At 45.3% G+C, this 20,583-nt stretch carries 13 protein-coding genes and 1 pseudogene; 6 read left to right on the top strand and 8 right to left on the bottom strand.

Going from position 1 to position 20,583, the window contains the following annotated elements; genetic code table 11:
- Positions 1 to 109: 109 nt before the first annotated feature.
- A complete protein-coding gene (locus tag ACM0OZ_RS15985; protein ID WP_414583800.1) occupies positions 110 to 394 on the bottom strand; it encodes a DUF6439 family protein in 285 nt (94 codons plus the stop codon).
- A 74-nt stretch (positions 395 to 468) separates the two neighbouring features.
- Between ACM0OZ_RS15985 and ACM0OZ_RS15980 the strand changes: the two genes are divergently transcribed.
- Positions 469 to 834 (top strand): hypothetical protein, encoded by a 366-nt coding sequence (locus tag ACM0OZ_RS15980; protein WP_414583830.1) that lies wholly within the window; start codon positions 469 to 471, stop codon positions 832 to 834.
- A gap of 1 nt (position 835) precedes the next feature.
- A complete protein-coding gene (gene asnS, locus ACM0OZ_RS15975) occupies positions 836 to 2,227 on the top strand; it encodes an asparagine--tRNA ligase (protein ID WP_414583799.1) in 1,392 nt (463 codons plus the stop codon).
- A 439-nt stretch (positions 2,228 to 2,666) separates the two neighbouring features.
- Here the strand turns inward: asnS and ACM0OZ_RS15970 are convergent, their stop codons facing one another.
- The 4 genes from ACM0OZ_RS15970 to ACM0OZ_RS15955 form a co-directional block, all read right to left on the bottom strand.
- A complete protein-coding gene (locus ACM0OZ_RS15970; RefSeq protein WP_414583798.1) occupies positions 2,667 to 7,250 on the bottom strand; it encodes a beta strand repeat-containing protein in 4,584 nt (1,527 codons plus the stop codon).
- Between the two features lie 457 nt (positions 7,251 to 7,707).
- Positions 7,708 to 12,696: a filamentous hemagglutinin N-terminal domain-containing protein gene (locus ACM0OZ_RS15965; RefSeq protein WP_414583797.1), complete on the bottom strand. Its 4,989-nt coding sequence runs from the start codon at positions 12,694 to 12,696 to the stop codon at positions 7,708 to 7,710.
- A gap of 142 nt (positions 12,697 to 12,838) precedes the next feature.
- Positions 12,839 to 13,327 carry an N-acetyltransferase family protein gene (locus tag ACM0OZ_RS15960; protein WP_414583796.1) on the bottom strand — a complete coding sequence of 163 codons (489 nt, stop codon included), beginning with the start codon at positions 13,325 to 13,327 and terminating at the stop codon, positions 12,839 to 12,841.
- A 140-nt stretch (positions 13,328 to 13,467) separates the two neighbouring features.
- Positions 13,468 to 14,796 carry a Na+/H+ antiporter NhaC family protein gene (locus ACM0OZ_RS15955; RefSeq protein WP_414583795.1) on the bottom strand — a complete coding sequence of 443 codons (1,329 nt, stop codon included), beginning with the start codon at positions 14,794 to 14,796 and terminating at the stop codon, positions 13,468 to 13,470.
- Positions 14,797 to 14,927: 131 nt separating this feature from the next.
- On the opposite strand from ACM0OZ_RS15955, the gene ACM0OZ_RS15950 reads away from it, so the two are divergent.
- Both ACM0OZ_RS15950 and ACM0OZ_RS15945 read left to right on the top strand, forming a co-directional pair.
- The gene (locus ACM0OZ_RS15950) at positions 14,928 to 15,818 is read left to right on the top strand and encodes a LysR family transcriptional regulator (RefSeq protein ID WP_414583794.1); all 891 of its coding nucleotides are present in this window, start codon (positions 14,928 to 14,930) and stop codon (positions 15,816 to 15,818) included.
- A 27-nt stretch (positions 15,819 to 15,845) separates the two neighbouring features.
- Complete coding sequence (locus ACM0OZ_RS15945; RefSeq protein WP_414583793.1) at positions 15,846 to 16,019, top strand: hypothetical protein; 174 nt, start codon at positions 15,846 to 15,848, stop codon at positions 16,017 to 16,019.
- Between the two features lie 160 nt (positions 16,020 to 16,179).
- Here ACM0OZ_RS15945 and iscB read toward each other — a convergent pair.
- Positions 16,180 to 17,455: pseudogene (gene iscB / locus ACM0OZ_RS15940) on the bottom strand (RNA-guided endonuclease IscB).
- A gap of 608 nt (positions 17,456 to 18,063) precedes the next feature.
- Between iscB and ACM0OZ_RS15935 the strand changes: the two are divergent.
- Entirely contained in the window at positions 18,064 to 18,372 is a 309-nt protein-coding gene (locus ACM0OZ_RS15935; protein WP_414583792.1) for an NIL domain-containing protein, read from the top strand.
- A 134-nt stretch (positions 18,373 to 18,506) separates the two neighbouring features.
- On the opposite strand, the gene ACM0OZ_RS15930 is transcribed toward ACM0OZ_RS15935, so the two are convergent.
- Positions 18,507 to 19,154, bottom strand: coding sequence for a response regulator transcription factor (locus ACM0OZ_RS15930; RefSeq protein WP_041038172.1), 648 nt, complete (start codon positions 19,152 to 19,154; stop codon positions 18,507 to 18,509).
- Between the two features lie 444 nt (positions 19,155 to 19,598).
- Positions 19,599 to 19,982, bottom strand: a complete 384-nt coding sequence (locus ACM0OZ_RS15925; protein ID WP_414583791.1) for a ferredoxin — start codon at positions 19,980 to 19,982, stop codon at positions 19,599 to 19,601.
- A gap of 246 nt (positions 19,983 to 20,228) precedes the next feature.
- On the opposite strand from ACM0OZ_RS15925, the gene groES reads away from it, so the two are divergent.
- Positions 20,229 to 20,540 (top strand): co-chaperone GroES, encoded by a 312-nt coding sequence (groES, locus tag ACM0OZ_RS15920; RefSeq protein WP_073627568.1) that lies wholly within the window; start codon positions 20,229 to 20,231, stop codon positions 20,538 to 20,540.
- Positions 20,541 to 20,583 lie beyond the last annotated feature (43 nt).

Here is a 20,583-nt window from a genome sequence, read left to right as displayed (position 1 = left end):
GAGATAAGGGAGCAGGGGAAGTAGGAGAAGAAATTACTCTTTTATCCTCCTCATCCCCCTCATCCTCCTCGTCTCCCTCATCCTCCTCATCCTCCTCGTCTCCCTCATCCTACTTCTTTTGCTCGCCGTGACTTGGACAGGGTGGAGCAGAAATAGAACGATCCAACCAACCGCTTGCTTGCTCGAGTCTGAGTAAAGCTTCTTGTGGTTCATCTTTCACGAGATACACAAGAGCAGCAGCAGCTTGCTCACTTGCGCGAACTTTGCGGTTAGACTTGAGACGATGCCAATCGTCAGGTGAAATGCTCAGTCTCTCCATAAGAGCTTGGGCTAGTTCCAAGGTACTAAATTGATTCAGTTGACTCGTGTTAGGTAGCTGGGTTGATTGAGACATGATGTGAAGTCCTGAGTGCTGATTCTGTGACTGATAGGGAAAATCGCATTTGATTCTAAGTTTACTACTTGTGCATAAAACCGCCTAAGCTACCGTCTAAGATGCCATTGGGTGAGGAAAATCAACACGAAGAATTTGAACAAGAACTATTGGAACTGGAGCAACTGCTTGTTGCTTTAAAAGAACGCTACAATCAAGTGCAAGCAGACAGATTCCGTCAAAGAGAATTGCAACAACGCTTCAAACAAGTGCGTCATAGTAAATTGCCAGAGGATAAAGCTCAGTTAAAGCAAATTAAACAGCAGTTGGAAGTGCTAGAACTGAACTTAGAAAGTCAGTTGTTTTCCTGGGGTAGCCTTAAAGAACCTTTTTGGCAAGCCGTCCGCTTTGGCGGTTTGGGCGTTATCATAGGCTGGTTATTAAAGTCTGTTGTTGGATAATATGGTAAATCGACGGATTGCAGAAATATTGCGAAGTGGTCAACCTGATGAGTGGCTGATAGTTCAAGGGTGGGTTCGTACCAAACGCGAATTAAAAGGTTTTTCTTTTATAGAAGTAAATGATGGCTCATCCTTGGCTAGTTTGCAAGTGGTAATTAATCAGGATTTGCCAGAATATGATGATATTTTGAAAAAGCTCAATACAGGTGCTTCTGTGGAAGTGGCTGGAGTATTGGTAGCATCTCAAGGTAAAGGACAGCGGATCGAGTTGAAAGCAGAGAAGGTGAAAGTTTACGGAGAAGCTGATCCCGAAACATATCCCCTGCAAAAGAAACGTCATTCCTTTGAGTTTCTGCGAACCATTGGACATTTGCGATCGCGTACCAATTCCTTAGGTGCAGTGTTCCGAGTTAGAAATGCGTGCGCTACAGCCATTCATCAATTCTTTCAAGAACGCGGCTTTTTGTGGGTACACACTCCCATCATCACTGCTAACGACTGCGAAGGTGCGGGTGAATTGTTCAGCGTGACGAGTTTGGATCTCAAAGATGTTCCTCGCACAGAAACCAAGGCAATAGATTATAGCAAAGACTTTTTTGGCAAACCAACATATTTAACAGTCAGCGGTCAGCTAGAAGCCGAAGTTATGGCGATGGCGTTTACCAACGTCTACACTTTTGGTCCTACCTTCCGTGCAGAAAACTCCAACACCTCCCGCCACTTAGCAGAATTTTGGATGGTAGAACCGGAGATGGCTTTCTGTCAACTCAAGGAAGATATGGATTTAGCCGAGGCGTTTCTCAAATATATTTTCAAATATGTAGTGGAAACTTGCCCAGAAGACATGGAATTTTTCAATCAGCGCATTGATAATACCGTGTTAGCAACGGCAGATAATATTATTAACAATGAATTTGAGCGCATAACTTATACGGAAGCCATCAAACTTTTAGAAAAAGCTGATGTTAAGTTTGAATACCCGCTAAGTTGGGGCTTGGATTTACAATCAGAACACGAACGCTATCTTTGCGAACAACTTTTCAAAAAGCCGGTCATCGTCACCAATTATCCAGCGCAAATCAAAGCCTTTTATATGCGCTTAGATGACGATGAAAAAACCGTTTCTGCTATGGATATTCTCGCACCCAAAATTGGCGAAATTATCGGCGGTTCTCAAAGAGAAGAACGTTTAGATGTTCTTGAACGTCGCATACTCGCGCAAGGGATGAAACCAGAAGATTTGTGGTGGTATCTCGATTTGCGCCGCTTTGGGACTGTCCCCCACGCTGGTTTTGGTTTGGGTTTTGAACGACTCGTGCAGTTTATGACGGGGATGGGGAATATTAGAGATGTGATTCCGTTTCCCCGGACGCCGGAAAGTGCCGAGTTTTAGATATTTATCGCGGTTCTTATTTGTATTGAATACAGTTCTTGTGGGGTGAACCGGACAGCCATTGGTTCAACAATCACGTTCAAAGGTTTATCCCACGTTGATTTACCCCACCCCTTAATCCCCTCCCCGCTTGCGGGGAGGGGACGTAATATCATGTCCGGCTAATTAGTTATCAAAAAATTTTGCGTCTTTCTTTGCGCCTTAGCGACGCCAGTCGCCTGCTGTCGGGAAACCCTCCTGCAGCGCTGGCTCGTCTTTGCGCGACATTTAATGATAATTATTCAACCGGACATGATATGAAGCGTAGCTTTAGGGGGATGGGGTTCCTAAGGGAATGACAAGTATTCACCCGGACTTGATATGAAGCGCCCGCCCTGAATTTAGGACGGGTGGTGTCGCCCATGGCACAAATACTATAAGTGTTCATTCGGGCATGATATTACTGTTTGGGACACCCAGCAGGAGTAGACCCCAAACTAGTATTACCTGAGGTATGAGAGATCAGCGTAACGTGCCCTTTGCCGTCGAACACCCAACCAGTCGCGGGTACAATCTTCACGGTTTCAGCTTTAGATGGTGGTAAGCCAGCAGGTTTCTCTGAACGTTGCTGTTGCGATGCGATCAGTGACAGGCGAGTATCTAACCATACCACATCAGTACTGAGGGGTTCGTAAGGGCTAGGAGGCAAACCCCCGCGTCCGGTAACGGTGAATTGACTAGTCTTTCCGTTCGCAAAGGCAGCACAGCTAGTGTCTATTATGTTTGAGGTATCGACTACTACTGCCGGCAGTTCCACTAGTCCCAAGCTTTGGTCAGCATCGGGTGTGTTCAGAGTAACTTGACCGCCCAGAGTAGGATTTTGCCGCGAAACCGCTGTAATATCATTTGTTAATAAGTTATTCGGGTCTAAATCCTCAGGACGTAATCGCTCAAGCTCTTGTCGAGATAGTGGTGCGATATTAAAAATACCAGCAGCCCGAATTGTAACGTTTCCTCCCTGACCGCTAAACGCATTGGCGGTGATGTCGCTATTTTCATTTGGGACAGCAACGATAAAGCCACGGGGGGCATCAATGGTGATATTACCACCATCGCCGCCAGCACCAGTAGTGCCTGCGGTGGCGGAGATTTGGCTACCACGACGCAGCAATAAGACTTCTCCCAAATTTAAATTAATATTACCGCCTTGGCTGCTAGTAGTTTGAGCAGAAATCGAGGCTTTATTGTCAAGAGTTAGATTACCTGCTCTTAGCGTAATATTGCCTGCATTACCTGTACCATCGCTATTGACTGATATTTTTGCCCCATCTCTCATGGTGACTCGACGGGGAGAGTTTATCAAGATGCTACCGCCTTGTCCAGTGGAACCAGTAGTGGTGCTTGCAAATAGCCCACTGGTACCTTGACCATCGAAAAGTACGAGATCACTTACCCTATCGGTTGAACCAGAAGATTTCTGTTGTTGTTCAATCAAAGCCAGTCTAGCTATGAAGTTCGGGTCACTTCCAGCGAGAGTGATACTATCTCTAATATTTAGTTTGATGGTTCCAGCTTTACCACTACTAAGAGTACTTGTTAGGACTTGCCCACCGTTAACTGCTTCAAAGTTATTGGCGTTAATAGTGATGTCACCTGCGTTACCTTCATTGAAGGTAGCCGCCACCACAAGAGCACCATCTGCAACGCGGAAGTTATCTGTACTGACATTGATACTACCCGCATCACCCGATGCACCTCTTTCCGTCAAAGCTACCAATCCGCTCGAAAAGCCTGTAGAACTAATACCTGAAAGGGTCACAGAATCGGAGGCATTTATGCGAATTTCTCCCCCTCTACCTCTGCCACCAGGAAGATTGCCAAATTCTCGGGAAACTGCAGCAGCAATTTGAGAACCATCGGTTAGTGTGAGGGTACGGGTGTTGATATCGATATTACCACTGTTGCCTACGCCGCCTGGTAGCACGCTGCTGGTAATATAACTAGAGTTTGATAACGAAATTAAGTCAGATGCTTGGACAAAGATGTTACCTGCATCTCCCTTGCCCAAAGTCACGGCAGAGAGGTTGGCATTATTAATTATCGAAAGTGAGTTGGTTGCCAAGCTGATATTACCACCCTTGCCCACGCCTAGCGATTCTACTGTGCTGAAGACACCACTAGAGCGACCATTGCTGCCTGTACCGTTGAAGGTAATGGTATCGCGGGCGTTAATATTGATATTGCCTGCGTTCCCCTGATCCAAGGTGCTAGCAGCGAGTTGAGCGCCATTGGTTAAAGATAGCGATCCAGTTGTGACTTGGATATCGCCTGCATTGCCTACGCCACCAGATTCTACTGTGCTGTAAGCACCAGTGGGATTTAGATTGCTGCCAGTGCCATCAAACTTAACAGTATTGCGGGCATCGATGGTGATATTGCCGCCATTGCCCCGCCCACCGGTGCTGGAATTGAGTTGAGCGCCATTGGTAACAGAAAGGGAACCAGTTGTCACCTGGATGTCTCCCCCCTTACCAGCTACTCCTCCAGGTAACGATAGGCTAACAGCACCACTGGAGCTTTCGTTGCTGCCTACGCCATCAAAGTTAACGGCATCACGGGCATTAATAGTAATATTGCCTGCATTCCCCCGCGCAGAGGTAACCAACTGAGCACCATTAGTCAATGACAGGGTTCCGGTGGTCACTAAGATATCTCCGCCATTACCTTGAGAACCTAAAGTATTTGCACCGCTTTGAAGTCCATTACTACCTACGCCGTCAAAGGCAACTGTATCGCGGGTATCAATGGTAATGCTGCCTGCATTACCTTGCCCGAAGCTATTAGCATTGAGTTGACCACCATTTTTTAAGAACAGCGCCCTAGCATTCACGCGGATATCTCCACCATTACCTACACCATTACTTCCCAGCGTACTGTTTGCACTGCTGCCAAGAAGTGTATCGTTTCCTACGCCGTCAAAAGTCACAGTGTCACGGGCATTAATGGTGATATTACCTGCATTTCCCCGCCCATTTGTGCTGGTAGATAGTGCTGCGCCATTGGTAACAGAAAGGGAACCTGTTGTCACCCGGATGTCTCCTCCCTTACCGGCACCACTTAGCAAACTGCTTTGAATACCACTAATTGCATCGCCCACTATGCCTTCAAAGGTAACTGTATCGCGGGCATCAACAGTGATATTGCCTGCGTTACCTTCCCCTAAAACGCTGGTATTCAGTTGAGCGCCATTAGTTAATGAGAGTGAGCCAGTTGTCACCCGGATATCTCCTCCCTTACCGACAGCTTGTGTACTCACAGTGCTTGAGGCATAACTATTACCGTCAAAGCTAATGCGATCGCTCGCATCAATCGTGATATTTCCAGCGTCGCCTTTTCCTAAGGTGCTGCTACTGAAAAATGCTCCATTGTTCAATGATAGAGTGCCCGTTGTTACCTGGATGTCTCCGGCTTTGCCCTCGCCCCCTTGTCGTACACTAGTAATTGCACGGCTAAATATTTGCTCTCCCTTGCCGTCAAAAGAAATGCGATCGCGGGCATTAAGAATAATGTTGCCTCCATTCCCTTTTCCCGAAACCGTGCTAGACAGTTCAGCTCCGTTTTGTACTGTCAGGGAACCAGCGTTGATGTTGATAGTACCGCCATTGCCTTGTGCCCCTGTATCTACATCGCTATAAATGCCGCTATTGTTAAGGAAAACAGAATCAGAAGCTTGAATAAATATACTACCTGCATTCCCTTGTCCATAGGTGCTGACATCCACATAAGCGCCATCGGCTAAGGAAACTGACCCAGCCTGTATATTGAGACTACCTCCCTTACCTACGGCTTGCGATCGCACACTGCTCTCGATGGTGCTGCCGAATCCGTTTTGATCCACTCCAGCCAAAGTCAGGGCATCGCGAACATTAAGATTTATGTTGCCGCCATCCCCTTGCCCATAGTTGCTAGTATTTAGGGTACTACCATTGATAAGCCCAAGTGACCCAGTAGTAATATTGACGTTGCCACCTTTACCTACAGATGTTGGTTGGGGAACATTGGCAATAAAGCTGCCATCAGTTAAGGTCGTTGCTCCTGTTGCATTAATATCAATATCTCCCGCCTTGCTTTGAAGCGTACCCAATCCCGTGTCTATCCCCGCCCGTAATTTACTTTCTCCTGCCAAACTCAAGTTTTGAGCATTGATGGCGATATTCCCGCCATCTGCACCACGGACATTAATCTCAGCTGCATTACTTAAGGATATATCGGCGCGAGGGAAACCGTTAGGAACACTGAAGCTCAAAGTATTTTCCGCAACATTTAGTCCCACGACTCCGGGTGCCGCCAATCCTGCCAAATCAATGCGACCTCCATAAGCCCTGAGTGCGCCACCTTCAATGTTGATGTTTCCACCCCCCAGCAGCAAACTCTTGCCATCTGGCACTCTCAAACCCGTGACTTCAACGCCTGCTGGATTTATTCCTGCGGCGGCTTGAGAACGGTTGATAATGGCAGCAGGCGATAGTTGATTGAACAGCAACGCTGAAGGGTTTATTGTCAGCAATGGAGTGGGTGCATTCGGATTATCAGCGCTGAAAAAGCCGATATTGCCAAATTGGATCGCATTTGCCGTTGTTGCTACAAATGAACCGCCAACATTCAAACTGGCATTTGGACCAAAGATAATCCCATTTGGATTAAGCAGAAACACGTTAGCTGCACCGTTAGCGCGGATGAAACCATCAATGTTAGATATCGACCCACCTGTTACTCGGTTAATGATGTTTTGAATGCTAACAGCATTATTGAAAAAAGCTCCGCTACCAGTAGGAATAGAGAATTGTTGGAAACTGTGGAAAAGGTTGTTTCCTGCTTGTGTTCCGCCAGTAATGATGTTTATGTTACCAGAGGGAGTGACAATAGAATTATTAGGTAAAGTCACATCCGGTGTGATTTGAGCAACAGCGGAATGTGCATTGAAAGTATTTCCAAGTGCGATCGCAACTCCTAACAAGCAGCCCCAGCGACTTATCCCAAACATCACGCCTCCAGCTTTTTACAGCGTTTACATTATTACTCAGTAAAGCACAGCTAGTGGTATTTGCCGTAGTTACTTTAACAACTGGGCTTAACTTTCAGTAACAAACAGAACTTGGTATTGTTCAAACTTATGGGGTTGGTTAGAAAGGGCACGTTTTGCTTGAGCGATAGTTCGGAAACTTAGAAATCGGGCGATCGCGATTCGGGCAGTGTGCAAAAGGGCGATCGTAATGAACGTGAGTTTGATAGACCTCTCCCACCCAACCTCCCTCTCCTGCAAGGAGAGGGAGGAGCAATGTAAAAATCAGAGTTTGAAGTCTCTCCCCTTGTAGGGGAGAGGTTTGGAGAGGGGTCAAATCAAGATATATCGAACTCACGTTAATGAAAAAATTGTGCAAGGTAGCACGACTTGTGTTGTCCTTGCAACAATAGCTATAAGTGTTCATTCGGACATGATATTACTGTTTGGGGCACCCAGCACGAGTAGACCCCAAACTAGTATTACCTGAAGTATGAGAGATCAGCGTAACGTTCCCTTTGCCGTCAAACACCCAACCAGTCGCGGGGACAATCTTCACGGTTTCAGCTTTAGATGGTGGTAAGCCAGCAGGTTTCTCTGAACGTTGCTGTTGCGATGCGATCAGTGACAGGCGAGTATCTAACCATACCACATCAGTACTGAGGGGTTCGTAAGGGCTAGGAGGCAAACCCCCGCGTCCGGTAACGGTGAATTGACTAGTCTTTCCGTTCGCAAAGGCAGCACAGCTAGTGTCTATTATGTTTGAGGTATCGACTACTACTGCCGGCAGTTCCACTAGTCCCAAGCTTTGGTCAGCATCGGGTGTGTTCAGAGTAACTTGACCGCCCAGAGTAGGATTTTGCCGCGAAACCGCTGTAATATCATTTGTTAATAAGTTATTCGGGTCTAAATCCTCAGGACGTAATCGCTCAAGCTCTTGTCGAGATAGTGGTGCGATATTAAAAATACCAGCAGCCCGAATTGTAACGTTTCCTCCCTGACCGCTAAACGCATTGGCGGTGATGTCGCTATTTTCATTTGGGACAGCAACGATAAAGCCACGGGGGGCATCAATGGTGATATTACCACCATCGCCGCCAGCACCAGTAGTGCCTGCGGTGGCGGAGATTTGGCTACCACGACGCAGCAATAAGACTTCTCCCAAATTTAAATTAATATTACCGCCTTGGCTGGTAGCAGTTTGAGCAGAAATCGAGGCTTTATTGTCAAGAGTCAGATTACCTGCTCGTAGCCTGATATCACCTGCATTACCTGTACCATCGCTATTGACTGATATTTTTGCCTGATCTGTAATTGTGACTCGACGGGCAGGGTTAATCAAGATGCTACCGCCTTGCCCTGTGGAACCAGTAGTGGTGTTGGCGAAGATTCCACTGGCAGGATCTATATTTGCAATAACATCCTGAAGTTGGTCTGTTTCCCCTGATTGGCGCAGTCGTTGTTCAACTCGGGCAACGCGTTCAGTAAAGTTTGGGTCACTCCCAGCTATGGCGATGCTGTCTTTGACGTTGAGTCTAATAGTTCCAGCATTGCCACCTCCAGCAGTACTAGTTGTTACTTGTCCGCCATTGAGAGCTTCAAAGCTATTAGCGTCAATTGTAATATCACCTCCATCACCGAAGCCAGCAGTACCAGCCGTGACAATAGCACCATCTAAGACTCTAAAATTACCAGTATTGACAGTAATATTACCAGCAAGCCCTGATGCCCCTCTATTTGTAACAGTCACTAATCCGCTAGAAAATCCTGTAGTACCGATGCCTGAAAGCGTGACAGAATCAGAAGCAGTTACCCGAATGCTTCCCCCGCGTCCTTGAGCTGCAGGTAGATTTCGTGACGGTCGGAAAAGGCTTGACGAGATTTGAGAGCCATCTGTTACCAACACAGAGCGGGCTTGTATATCAATATCGCCAGCCTTGCCAACACCTCCAGACTCTACACTGGCTCTAATTTGGCTGGAGTTTGTCAGGGAAACAGCATCATTTACCGTCACAGATATGTTACCTGCATCTCCGCGTCCACTGGTAGCGGCATTGATGAGAGCATTATTGGACAAGGAGAATGTTCCGGATTTAACTTGGATATTTCCCCCTTTACCAACGCCACCAGATTCTACTGTGCTGTAAACTCCGCTAAAGCGACCATTGCTGCCTATGCCGTTGAAGGTAATGGCATCGCGAACATCAATAGTGATATCACCCGCATTACCCTGCCCAGCGGTAGCGGCACTGAGTTGCCCACCGTTGTTCAAAAATAAGGAACCAGTTGTGAGCTTGATATTTCCTGCATTGCCTACGCCTCCAGATTCTACTGTGCTGTAGGCACCACTGGAAGCTTGATTGCTGCCAGTGCCATCAAACTTAACAGTATCGCGGGCATCGATGGTGATATTACCGCCATTTCCCCGTCCAGCGCTGCTGGAAAGCAGTTGAGCGCCATTGCCTACTGTAAGGGAACCTGTTGTTAACTGGATGTCTCCTCCCTTGCCCGTACCTTCCAATCCCGTACCTTCCACTAATAATGAGGAAATCCAACTTGAGCTTCCGTTACTGCCTACCCCATCCATATTAATGGCATCACGGGCATTAATGGTGATATTGCCTGCATTCCCCTGCGCGGAGGTAGATATCTTACCACCATTAGTCAATGAGAGGGTTCCAGTGGTCACTAGGATATCTCCTCCATTACCTGGATATCCAAAGGTTTGTGCCCCGCTGTGGCTTCTTCCATTACTAGCTACGCCGTCAAAGGCAACTGTATCGCGGGTATCAATAATAATTTTGCCTGCATTACCCTGCCCGAAGCTATTAGCATTGAGTTGACCACCATTTTTTAAGAACAACGCCCTAGCATTCACGCGGATATCTCCACCATTACCTACACCATTACTTCCCAGCTCAGTGCTTGCACTGCTGCCATAAAGTTTATCCTTTCCTGTGCCTTCAAAGGTAACTGTATCTCGGGCATTAATGGTGATATTGCCTGCATTCCCTCGCCCATCCGTGTCGCTAGATAGTTGAGCGCCATTGGTAACAGAAAGGGAACCTGTTGTCACCCGGATGTCTCCCGCGTTGCCCACACCTCCAGTTATCAAACTGCTTTGGACACCACTAATTGCATTGCCTACTACGCCATCTAAATTAACTGTATCGCGGGCATCAATCGTGATATTGCCTGCGTCACCTTGCCCTGAAACGTTGGTATTCAGTTGAGCGCCATTAGTCAATGAGAGTGAGCCTGTTGTCACCCGGATGTCTCCGCCTTTGCCCACACCGCCAGAAAACACATTGCTTCGGGCATAGCTGCCACCTTCAAAGGTAATCGTATCGCTCGCATCAATCGTGATATTTCCAGCGTCGCCTTTTCCTAAGGTGCTGCTACTAAGAAATGCTCCATTGTTCAATGATAGAGTACCCGTTGTTACCTGGATGTCTCCGGCTTTGCCCTCGCCCCCTTGTCGTACAGTAGTGTTTGCACGGCTAAATATTTGCTCTCCCCTGCCGTCAAAAGAAATGCGATCGCGGGCATTGATGATGATATTGCCGCCATTCCCTTTTCCCGAAACCGTGGTAGACAGTTCACCTCCGTTTTGTACTGTCAGGGAACCAGCGTTAATGTTGATACTACCGCCATTGCCTTGTGCCCCTGTATCCACATTGCTGTAAATGCTGCTATTGTCAAGGGAAACAGAATCAGAAGCTTGGATAAATATACTACCAGCATTTCCTTTACCTGAAGTACTGGCAGTCAGTACAGCACCATCAGTTAAAGAAAAGGTTCCTGATTTGATACTGATGTTACCGCCATTACCTTCTGCTCCTGTTGTTACAGCGCTAAGAATTCCACTGGGAAATCCATCCTTGACCCCAGCAATGGTTACCGCACCACGAACATCAATGTTGACATTGCCCGCATTTCCACGACCTCCTGGGAGGTTATCCTGGGTATCAGCATTACGCAGTATAGTTTGTAGTTGGGCACCATCTTTTAACGACAGTGAAGAGGCAGTAATGTTGATATTGCCACCATTGCCTACTCCTCCAGCTTCTACATTGCTATAAATGCCGGCAAATGAGAGCGAGACAGCATCTCTAGCCTGTATCGAAACACTACCACTATCCCCTTGTCCGTAGGTGCTGACATCCAGTTCAGCGCCATCAGCTAAGGAAACTGAGCCAGCCTGTATATTGAGACTACCTGCCTTACCTACGGCTTGCGATTGTACAATGCTCACGATGGCACTAGCGGATCCGTTTTGATCTACTCCAGCCAAAGTCAGGGCATCGCGAACATTAAGATTTATGTTGCCACCATCCCCTTGCCCATAGTTGTTATTATTTAGGTAACTGCCATTGATAAGCCCAAGTGACCCAGTAGTAATATTGACATTGCCACCTTTACCTACAGATCTTTCTTGGGGAACATTGGCAATAAAGCTGCCATTAGTTAAAGTCGTTGCTCCTGTTGCATTAATGTCAATATCTCCTCCCTTGCTTTGGGGCGTACCCAATCCTGTGTCTATCCCTGCCCGTAATTTACTTTCTCCTGCCAAACTCAAGTTTTGAGTATTGATGGCGATGTTCCCGCCATCTGCACCACGGACATTGATCTCAGCCGCATTACTTAAGGATATATCGGCGCGAGGCAAATCGTTAGGAACACTGAAGCTGAGAGTATTGTCCGCCACATTTAGTCCTACGACTCCCGGTGCCGCCAATCCTGCCAACTCGATACGCCCACCATAAGCCCTGAGTGCGCCACCTTCAACGTTGATGTTTCCACCCCCCAGCAGCAAACTCTTGCCGTCTGGTACTTTCAAACCCGTAACTTCAACGCCCGCCGGATTTGTTCCTGCGGGTGCTATTGAACGGTTGGTAATGGCAGTCGGGAGTTGATTGAACAGCAATGCTGAAGGGTTTATTGTCAGCAATGGAGTGGGTGCATTCGGATTATCAGCGCTGAAAAAGCCAATATTGCCAAATTGGATCGCATTTGCCGTTGTTGCTACAAATGAACCACCAACATTGAGACTGGCATTTGGACCAAAGATAATCCCATTCGGATTAATCAAAAACAGGTTAGCCGTCCCTAAGGTGCGGATCAGCCCATCAATATTAGAAAATGACCCACCTGTGACACGACTAATGATGTTCGTAATGTCAACCGTATTCTTAAAGGAAGCTTCGCCACCAGTGGGAACAGAAAAATCTTTGAAACTGTGGAACAGATTACCGCCAGCTTGTGTTCCGCCTGTGATGTTGAAGATATTCCCGTTTATGTTGACGATGGAATTATTGGGTAAAGTCCCATCTGGTGTGATTTGAGCAACAGCGCAATGTGCATTGAAAGTATTTCCAAGTGCGATCGCAACCCCTAACAAGCAGCCCCAGCGACTTATCCCAAACATCACGCCTCCAGCTTTTTACAGCGTTTACATTATTACTCAGTAAACCATAACTAGTGGTATTTGCCGTAGTTACTTTAACAACTGGAATTGACTTTCAGTAGCAAACAAAACTTAATATTGTCCATGGTGAGGCGATCGCCCTTTAGGATGCTGTTCCTTGGGCGATCGCCTCCCTATCCAAACGGCATAATCTTACTTGTTGGATAATTTTTGCGCCCATTTTTTCGTAAAACTTGATTGCCGGAGTATTATTTACTGCAACTATCCAATCGATTCTTCCACCTTCTATTTTTTGGGTAATTTGACATAAACGTTTTATCAGTGCTTCACCAACTCCAAGCCTACGATATTCAGCTTTGATATATAAATCATCTAGCCAGATTCCTGGCTGAGCAAGAAAGGTGGAGTATATCCGGTGATAGGTTGCAAATCCAATTGCATTTCCGTTCATCTCAGCTAACAAAACAAAGGCAAGTGGATTTTCACAAAATAAAGTATCTTCTAGTTTCTTCGGTGTAGCCTCTAGAAAGTCAAGACACCCTTCAAACTCTGCCATAAGCCTAATTAGCTCCATAAGAGTAGAAATGTCGTTAGGATTCGCGTCTCGAATTAAGAACTGTTTGTTGTCCATAGCGTCAATTCAGTTACACGAAAATTTATTTGTATATTTTATTTTTTTCAAATTCTTGTGGGGTGGGCATCTTGCCCGCCCAGATAATGCAAGTTAAATGCGTCATAGCTTATTTATAAGTTTATTTATAACAAGTAAGGTTATTCAAACTTATCTTTTATCTTCGATTCCGCTAACTTAAATTGAACCCAATTAAACAGCGGTATGAAATATAAATAAACGGCATAAGGAATAAATCCTGAATCAGTCATTAATATAGTTGCTGGTACTAGTCCGGCAATATTCCAAGGAATGAGAGGTGAAAGTACAACAGCAGTGTTTTCGATATCAGTTGCTAATTGATAGTTGTCTAGCCTTTGTTGATACTTTTCCTTCACAAGCTGGTGAGTCATGAGAATCGCGAGCGTTTGAGTGCAACCAAAAGCGGCTGATGCTAACCCAACTATGGTGGTTCCTAAAAATAAGCGACTTCTGGAAGAAGCTTTTTTGATTAAATTCTCTACAGTTGCTAATGTTTTTGTTCCAATGATTAATCCTGATAGCGAAGTCGATAGGATGACGACTATCGAAACTCGGAGCATCGCAAAAATACCTCCTCCTGTCAGAACTTCACTTAAGTTTATTCTTGGTTCTAAATTAAAGCCAAATAAAACAAACTTCATCAGTTGGAAGAAGGAATAGCCTTGGACAAGTATCCCTAAAACGAATCCAATTCCAATACTCACTAGTAATGTGATTTTCACTTCTACTTTAAAAAGACAAAGAACTATAACAGCAAAGGCTGGAAGTAACACCAGTGGGTTAATTTTAAAAAAAGTAGGAATTTCTGAAATCAAATGACTATTTTTAAGTTCAACAGGATTGCTGATTGAAAGGATTAAATAAACAAGGCTAGAAGCCATTAAAGGCAACCAAGCAGTTGATATCATAGCTATTATGTTTTTATGTAGCTTGGTTTTGGTAATGCTAGCAACAAGATTGGCACTAGAAGACATAGGAGAACATCTGTCTCCAAAATAAGCTCCTGCGATGATTGCTCCAGCGACTATGTGAGGATTAATATCCTCTCCTTTCACCATAATCATTAGGGCAACTCCTACAGTACTGACTGTGCCAAAGGAGGTACCTAGTAGTACAGAGATAGAACTACTCAAGACAAAGGCTGAAAGAATGAAATATTGAGGATTGATGAGTTGGGTGCCATAGTAAACTAAAGCAGGTATTGTTCCGGCTGCCATCCAAACGGCTGTCACTCCTCCAATTAATAATAAAATTAGGATGATTGGAAAAGCTTTTTGACTACTGGCGAAACTCATTGCAATTAAATCTCTAACTGGAAATCCTTGTAAAGCAAAATTCAGAATAAGGATTACCAGAGAAAGTAAGAGTGGATAGACAATTAAATATCCTTGAATAACGCTAAACAGCAAAATAAAAAAGCAGAAAAATAGAGAAAATAATCGATTCATCTTCTTGGTAAGGAAATGCTTTATTTACCAACATTAGATAGTCTAGTGATTACGAAATTGGAAAGCAAATTATTCCTTAGATATGTTTTATCGATAAAATCGATAGATAGTCAAAAGCTTTTCTTACCTTGATGAGTGAAGTTAACGACAGTAAGTTAAAAATCTCTCAGTTGCGGGCTTTGGTGGCTATTGCCAACCACGGCAACTTCAGTTCGGCGGCTCTAGAGTTGGGGCTATCTCAATCAACTGTCAGTCATGCGATCGCCACACTTGAAGAAGAACTGGGAATTGTCTTGCTCTTTCGAGGTCGCCACGGTGCAACTTTGACGCCAATAGGAGAGCAGGTGATTCAGGAAGCGCGTCAAGTTTTGCATTTATTAGAGGTGATTCGGGAAAAAGCCAACCAAGAGAAAGGATTACAAACTGGACAAGTTCGGGTTGCTTGTGTTCGCAGCATTGCAACTAACGTACTCCCAAAAGTCATCGCTCGTTTTCGCGAGAAATTGCCAACGATTAGCGTTGTCATGACCGAGTGCGATCGCTATGCAGAGGTAGAACAGGCACTGCGAGAAGGTCAGGCGGACGTTGGCTTCACGTTGCTGCCAACTACTACGGAATTTGAGACGTGGGAGCTATTTCGAGATGAATTTGTTGCCCTGCTACCGCCTGGGTCGATTGCTCCTGGTGTGTCACTCAGTTGGGAACAGTTAGCAAAGTATCCAATGATTGTGAATCTTCGTAGTCCTCAACATAACAAAACAGTTAGCGCTCATTTTTTACAATTTGGTCAAACTCTCAAGATTGACTACGAGCTGAGGGAAGACTCGACGATTCTCAGTATGGTTAAGCAAGGATTGGGGGCGACTGTGATGGCTCGACTTGCGGCTGAACCCATTCTAAAAGAGATAGAAGTGAGGAGTTTGCCAGTACCGCTAGAGCGAGTGATTGGGGTAGCCATCCTAGCAGATGCTTTATTGCCGAGAGCAGTCTTTGCTTTTCTGGATATCGTCAAAGTTACTTGATGTCTTCGCCATAACCGTTGTAGAGACGTGCCATCCGAGAGTTCTACATTGTTTTTTGGAGAGGTCTATTACGTTGACAAGTTAGACGAGTATCAACGACTGGGTATTCCTGAGTACTGGATTGTAGATGATAAGGGCGATCGCCTCGGTGAAACTATCTTGGTAATCCCAAACTCCCGACAGTTTCTGTTTATCGGTTAGTAGGAGGCGAATATCAAGTCCAAAAGTTTACGAGTCATGAGCGCATTCTTTCCCCCACCTTTTGTGAACTAGAATTCACCGAACCTCCTCGCACCGGAAGCCCCTGTTTTCTAAACATGGGGAGGAAGGGGCGGGGGAATTTATTCCCCGTTCAAATATCCTAAAATCCATACGAATAGCCGTCCTTTTTGTGAATTGATATACAAAACCTGTGGCTAATACCTGCAACACGACCACTTTTGGTGGCAATGTCAAAGCTGCCAGTCTTGCGGCATAACACGCGACCAATATATGTACCAACCTTCTTCCCAGAAGTGACAACAGCTTTTATGATGTCGCCAGTCTTGAAACCAAAGTGAATTTGTTTGCGTTCTCTGTGACGGGTCCCAAACCCATACTTATCAGTGCCGCACATTTGACGAGTTCCCGCTCCCAGTACATTTAATCTTCAATGGCTGTTGGGTCAACAGATTCAAATTCTTAACTTCTCCGACACAAGCTGCATCAACCCAATGATGTTTGGCTAACTCAAACCTAGTTCGGTTGCCCACCGTTTGTCCACCCGTCCCTGTCGTCGTGGGTAAAATGTTTTTTAAGGTACGAAACAATGTCCAGCGGGTTGAGTTGACTGCTGCTGCATCTTTTAATGGTTGCTTGGCTTGGCGCTTTATTTTTTCTAACCTAGAGACATCTTTGTGAAGAAACTCGTCAATTGACTTAGTTCCTTTTTTGATGTTGCAGCGCTCACACGACAAAGTTAGATTGCTGACTCGGTTGCTACCACCCTTAGACCTTGCGCGAATATGCTCAATCTGAAGTGGTACACCAACATGATCGCAGTAAGCACACTTTCTACCCCACTTTTCGAGCAAATATTCTCGCACTTCATACCCAGCCAGTTCGCCTTGCTGATATTCGACACCGTCAACCTCCAGTTTTTGCATTTTTTGGGTGTCAAACTTGACTAATTCCATCGCTATTTGAGTAATGGGAGAATACAAACAAAGCCGTTTTACCCAAGTCTCAACAGTGAGAACACGATGCATCAATGATGGAGGTAGCCAGCCATCTGGACGTTTTCGGTTATCAAAACGAGCTTCTCTGTACCGAGTTTTGCGATTACGACGACTACGGCGTAACGAACGTCTAGATTCCAAAGAATCCTTAATCTGCCATCCTCGATGCTCCAATTCTGCCGCCCAAATAACTTTGTTTTCATCCAAAATTGCAATACCCGTGAATCGACTACCGGGGTCGAGCTTGATAGTTAATGGCTTGGGATTGGGGTTATCAACCACGTGTTTCAGAATGATTACAAACGGGTAAACCCGATATACAGCAGCTTTTTGTTTTGTGAGTAACTCTCTTGCCCGTGCTGGAGAGACTGGATTAAGTGGCTGTTTGTTTTGGTCAATAACGAAAACATGATTTTGCATTGCTGCATACTCCTTGCGGGTAAAGTTTGCTTCTCCCAAGGGGAGACGCTGCGCGAACGACATTGTTTAAGGTCGGTACTTTCCGAGCAACACTGGTTTATTCTCCGTAAGCCTGTTTAATTGTTCGGTTCTAGGGTTCAGGACTAGCAAGCATCCTGAAGTAGGTCTTTAACTCTTGCCTTAAACGAGTAGTCTGGTCAGGTGAGTCAACCGACAAGCCCCTGCCGATCTTGCCATGGGGTTGGCACTTAACGAGAGAACCCTGACTGTCGAACAAATTGTTAACGCTAGTCAAATGCGAAAACTCTGACCGAAGAGGGGGAAGGGGAGGGAGGGAGAGAGGGAGGGAAGGAGAGAGGGAGCAAATTCTTCCCTTTCCCCAATTGGTATCTTGCCCGTCCAGTGGCTACAAATTAAATGCACATTAGCTTATGTAAAATATTATTAATATGCTAAATTCCTACCGATAAACAGGAAATTAACAACACAAGTGATTTGGGGGGTCATAACAGTAGACCCATTTGAGAAGATTAGTGTCAAGATTTTTGTGGCGGGAGAAAAATGTGTAACATAAAACCCGCATCAAACTATTTGAAAGGAAAGCTATTATGGCAATTCCAAGCAAACAGGGGAAATCTACTATCGATTTTCGAGACAATCGACGCACCACAACTCGTATTACAGTTCGTATCCCCAAAGAGTTACACGAACAGCCAGTCATGTCACGGCTCATTTCTCATTGCGGCATCACAGTAAATATCGGTGCAGCCCAGCTCAATGGTCATGTGCCGCAACAAGGCTGCTTTGATTTGGAACTACGAGGAACTGTTTTCCAAATTGCCAGTGCCTTAACCTACCTGAATGAACTGAATTTAGAAATTTCGCATCGATTCATTACTGGAGAAGACGGTTGGTAAATAAGTCTTGACAAATAAGTAACGAGTGCTGAGTTAGCCAGCTACTCAGCACTCGGCAACAGCAGTCGCACCCCACTTGCACGCTTCTTGGGGGGGCAGCCCCAAGGGCGCAGTGGCTCCTCATTTACCTGTACTTATGCCATTTGATTTTCAATTGCCCACCGTGCTAGTTCAGTGCGATTGTGGAGATTGGTTTTGCCCAACATATTGGACACATGGCTTTCTACGGTGCGTTGGCTGACATTTAATTCTTCAGCTATTTCGCGATTAGCTAAGCCCCGAGCCACAAATTGCACGACTTTGAGTTCTGTTGGGGTTAACTGCACATCGAAGGGAACTTGGATGCGGGAACCGTTTTCTCCTCCTTTTGCTTGATGTTCTTTCCAGCGAATGGTCTGCTTCAGAGAAGATTCTACTTGTGCTACCAATTCTTCTGGCTCAAAAGGCTTAACCATATACACATCAGCACCTTTATTCAGACCTTTAACTCGGTCTGCGCTTTGTCCCTTAGCTGAAAGGAATAGAACGGGAATCCAGCTGGTGCGTTCGGTTTGCCGGACTTGTTCTACAAAAGTATACCCGTCCATTTCCGGCATCATCACATCGCAAATGATCATGTCTGGAATATCCTGCTCTAAAACTTCCAGTGCTTCTCGACCATTTTCGGCGGTGACGACATTATAACCCCGGAATTCCAAATAATCCTTCACCAGCAAGATGAGGTTAGGGTCATCATCAATAAGTAGAAGTCGTTTGTGATCTTTCATGCTGGGTTCTTTCATAGCAGTGGCACTTATCGCGCTTGATCCATCAAGGTCTTGAATAGTCATCCTCTCTGGTGGATTAAGGAGGTGTCGTGCTTTTTCTCACTTAACTTGCCCTTGCTGCATAAACTCCTAAAAGTGGATGTCACTTTCAAGAAATTCTGTACCAACGGCAAAATTCCAGTAAGGATACGTAGAGCAGTAGTATTCATAATGCGTTATTATATATCGCTTTGAAGGTTGCGGGTTAAAAAACACTGATAAAATAATAATTATTCAGGTTAACAAGTAACTGTTGGTCTCAAAATGCTCCCAAATTACAATTAACCCGCACTTTCATTTGTTTACTACTGTGCCATATCCTTGTTGGATGTTAAGCTTGATTGAGCTTTTTACGACAAACTTGGGAACTTTCTGGCAAAGGATGGGTTAAAAATGCATATTCTTCTACCACATTGTTGCCTAATAAGTGTTCTCGTATAATCCGACAATTACTTCCAGGATTGTTGGGCGATACCGCACAGCATCCGGAGAATCCTCTATTATCAGTCTAGAACAACAAACTTGCAAGCAGTTGGCTTTATTTCTAAAGAGGCAACTAGAATTGCTATCTTGTGGTAGGCGAAGATTGAGCTGTTTGAGGCGCTTTTTCAAGTATTTCCAAAATGGCAAACGAATTTGTTTTGAGAAGCATTTAGAAACTGTCTGGACAGCACAGATGAAAATGTCCGTTTGAATTTTTGACAGTCCTAAAGTTTCTAGAGAAATACTTAGGGCTTTCTTCGCTGGTGATGTCGTGGTCTGTGGTAGCTGAAGGCAGGACTGGATCACTGTAGTGTTACTCAATTCGCGGCTCCCTGATTACTGTTCTATATCAATATCCCAGCTTTGCAAACAAAGTTGCCCATATATCAATATTCGTCCATTACTGAATAAAACCTGAAAGCTAGGAAAAGTTGAGTATTTATACTTGAGTAGGATAGCACGAGCAAAGTTCGGGAACCCGTACAAAAGAAAATGTTGCCATTGCATGCTGGGTTTCGGTAAATTAGCACTCAGGAGTCGAGAGTGCTAACAAGGTGAGAAATTGGTATGGCAGCTGTATCTCTAAGCGTTTCTACAGTTAAACCTCTGGGCGATCGCGTCTTTGTCAAAGTAAGCGCCGCTGAAGAAAAGACCGCAGGTGGTCTGTATTTGCCCGACAACGCAAAAGAAAAGCCCCAAGTGGGCGAGGTTGTCGCTGTGGGTGATGGCAAGTTCAAAGATGACGGTAGTCGTCAGCCACTGGATGTCAAAGTGGGAGAAAAAGTTCTTTACTCCAAGTACGCTGGTACCGACATCAAACTTGGAACCGACGAATACGTCCTGCTCTCAGAAAAAGACATTCTAGCAATCGTTTCATAGTCATGAGTCCTTTGTCATGAATTATTGGCAAAGGGCAAAGGAC

The organism is Scytonema sp. PCC 10023, assembly GCF_963920835.1.
In the GTDB taxonomy this organism is placed as follows: domain Bacteria; phylum Cyanobacteriota; class Cyanobacteriia; order Cyanobacteriales; family Nostocaceae; genus Kalymmatonema.
Note: the sequence above shows the minus strand (reverse complement) of the source record. Positions and strands in the feature narration are given on the sequence as shown.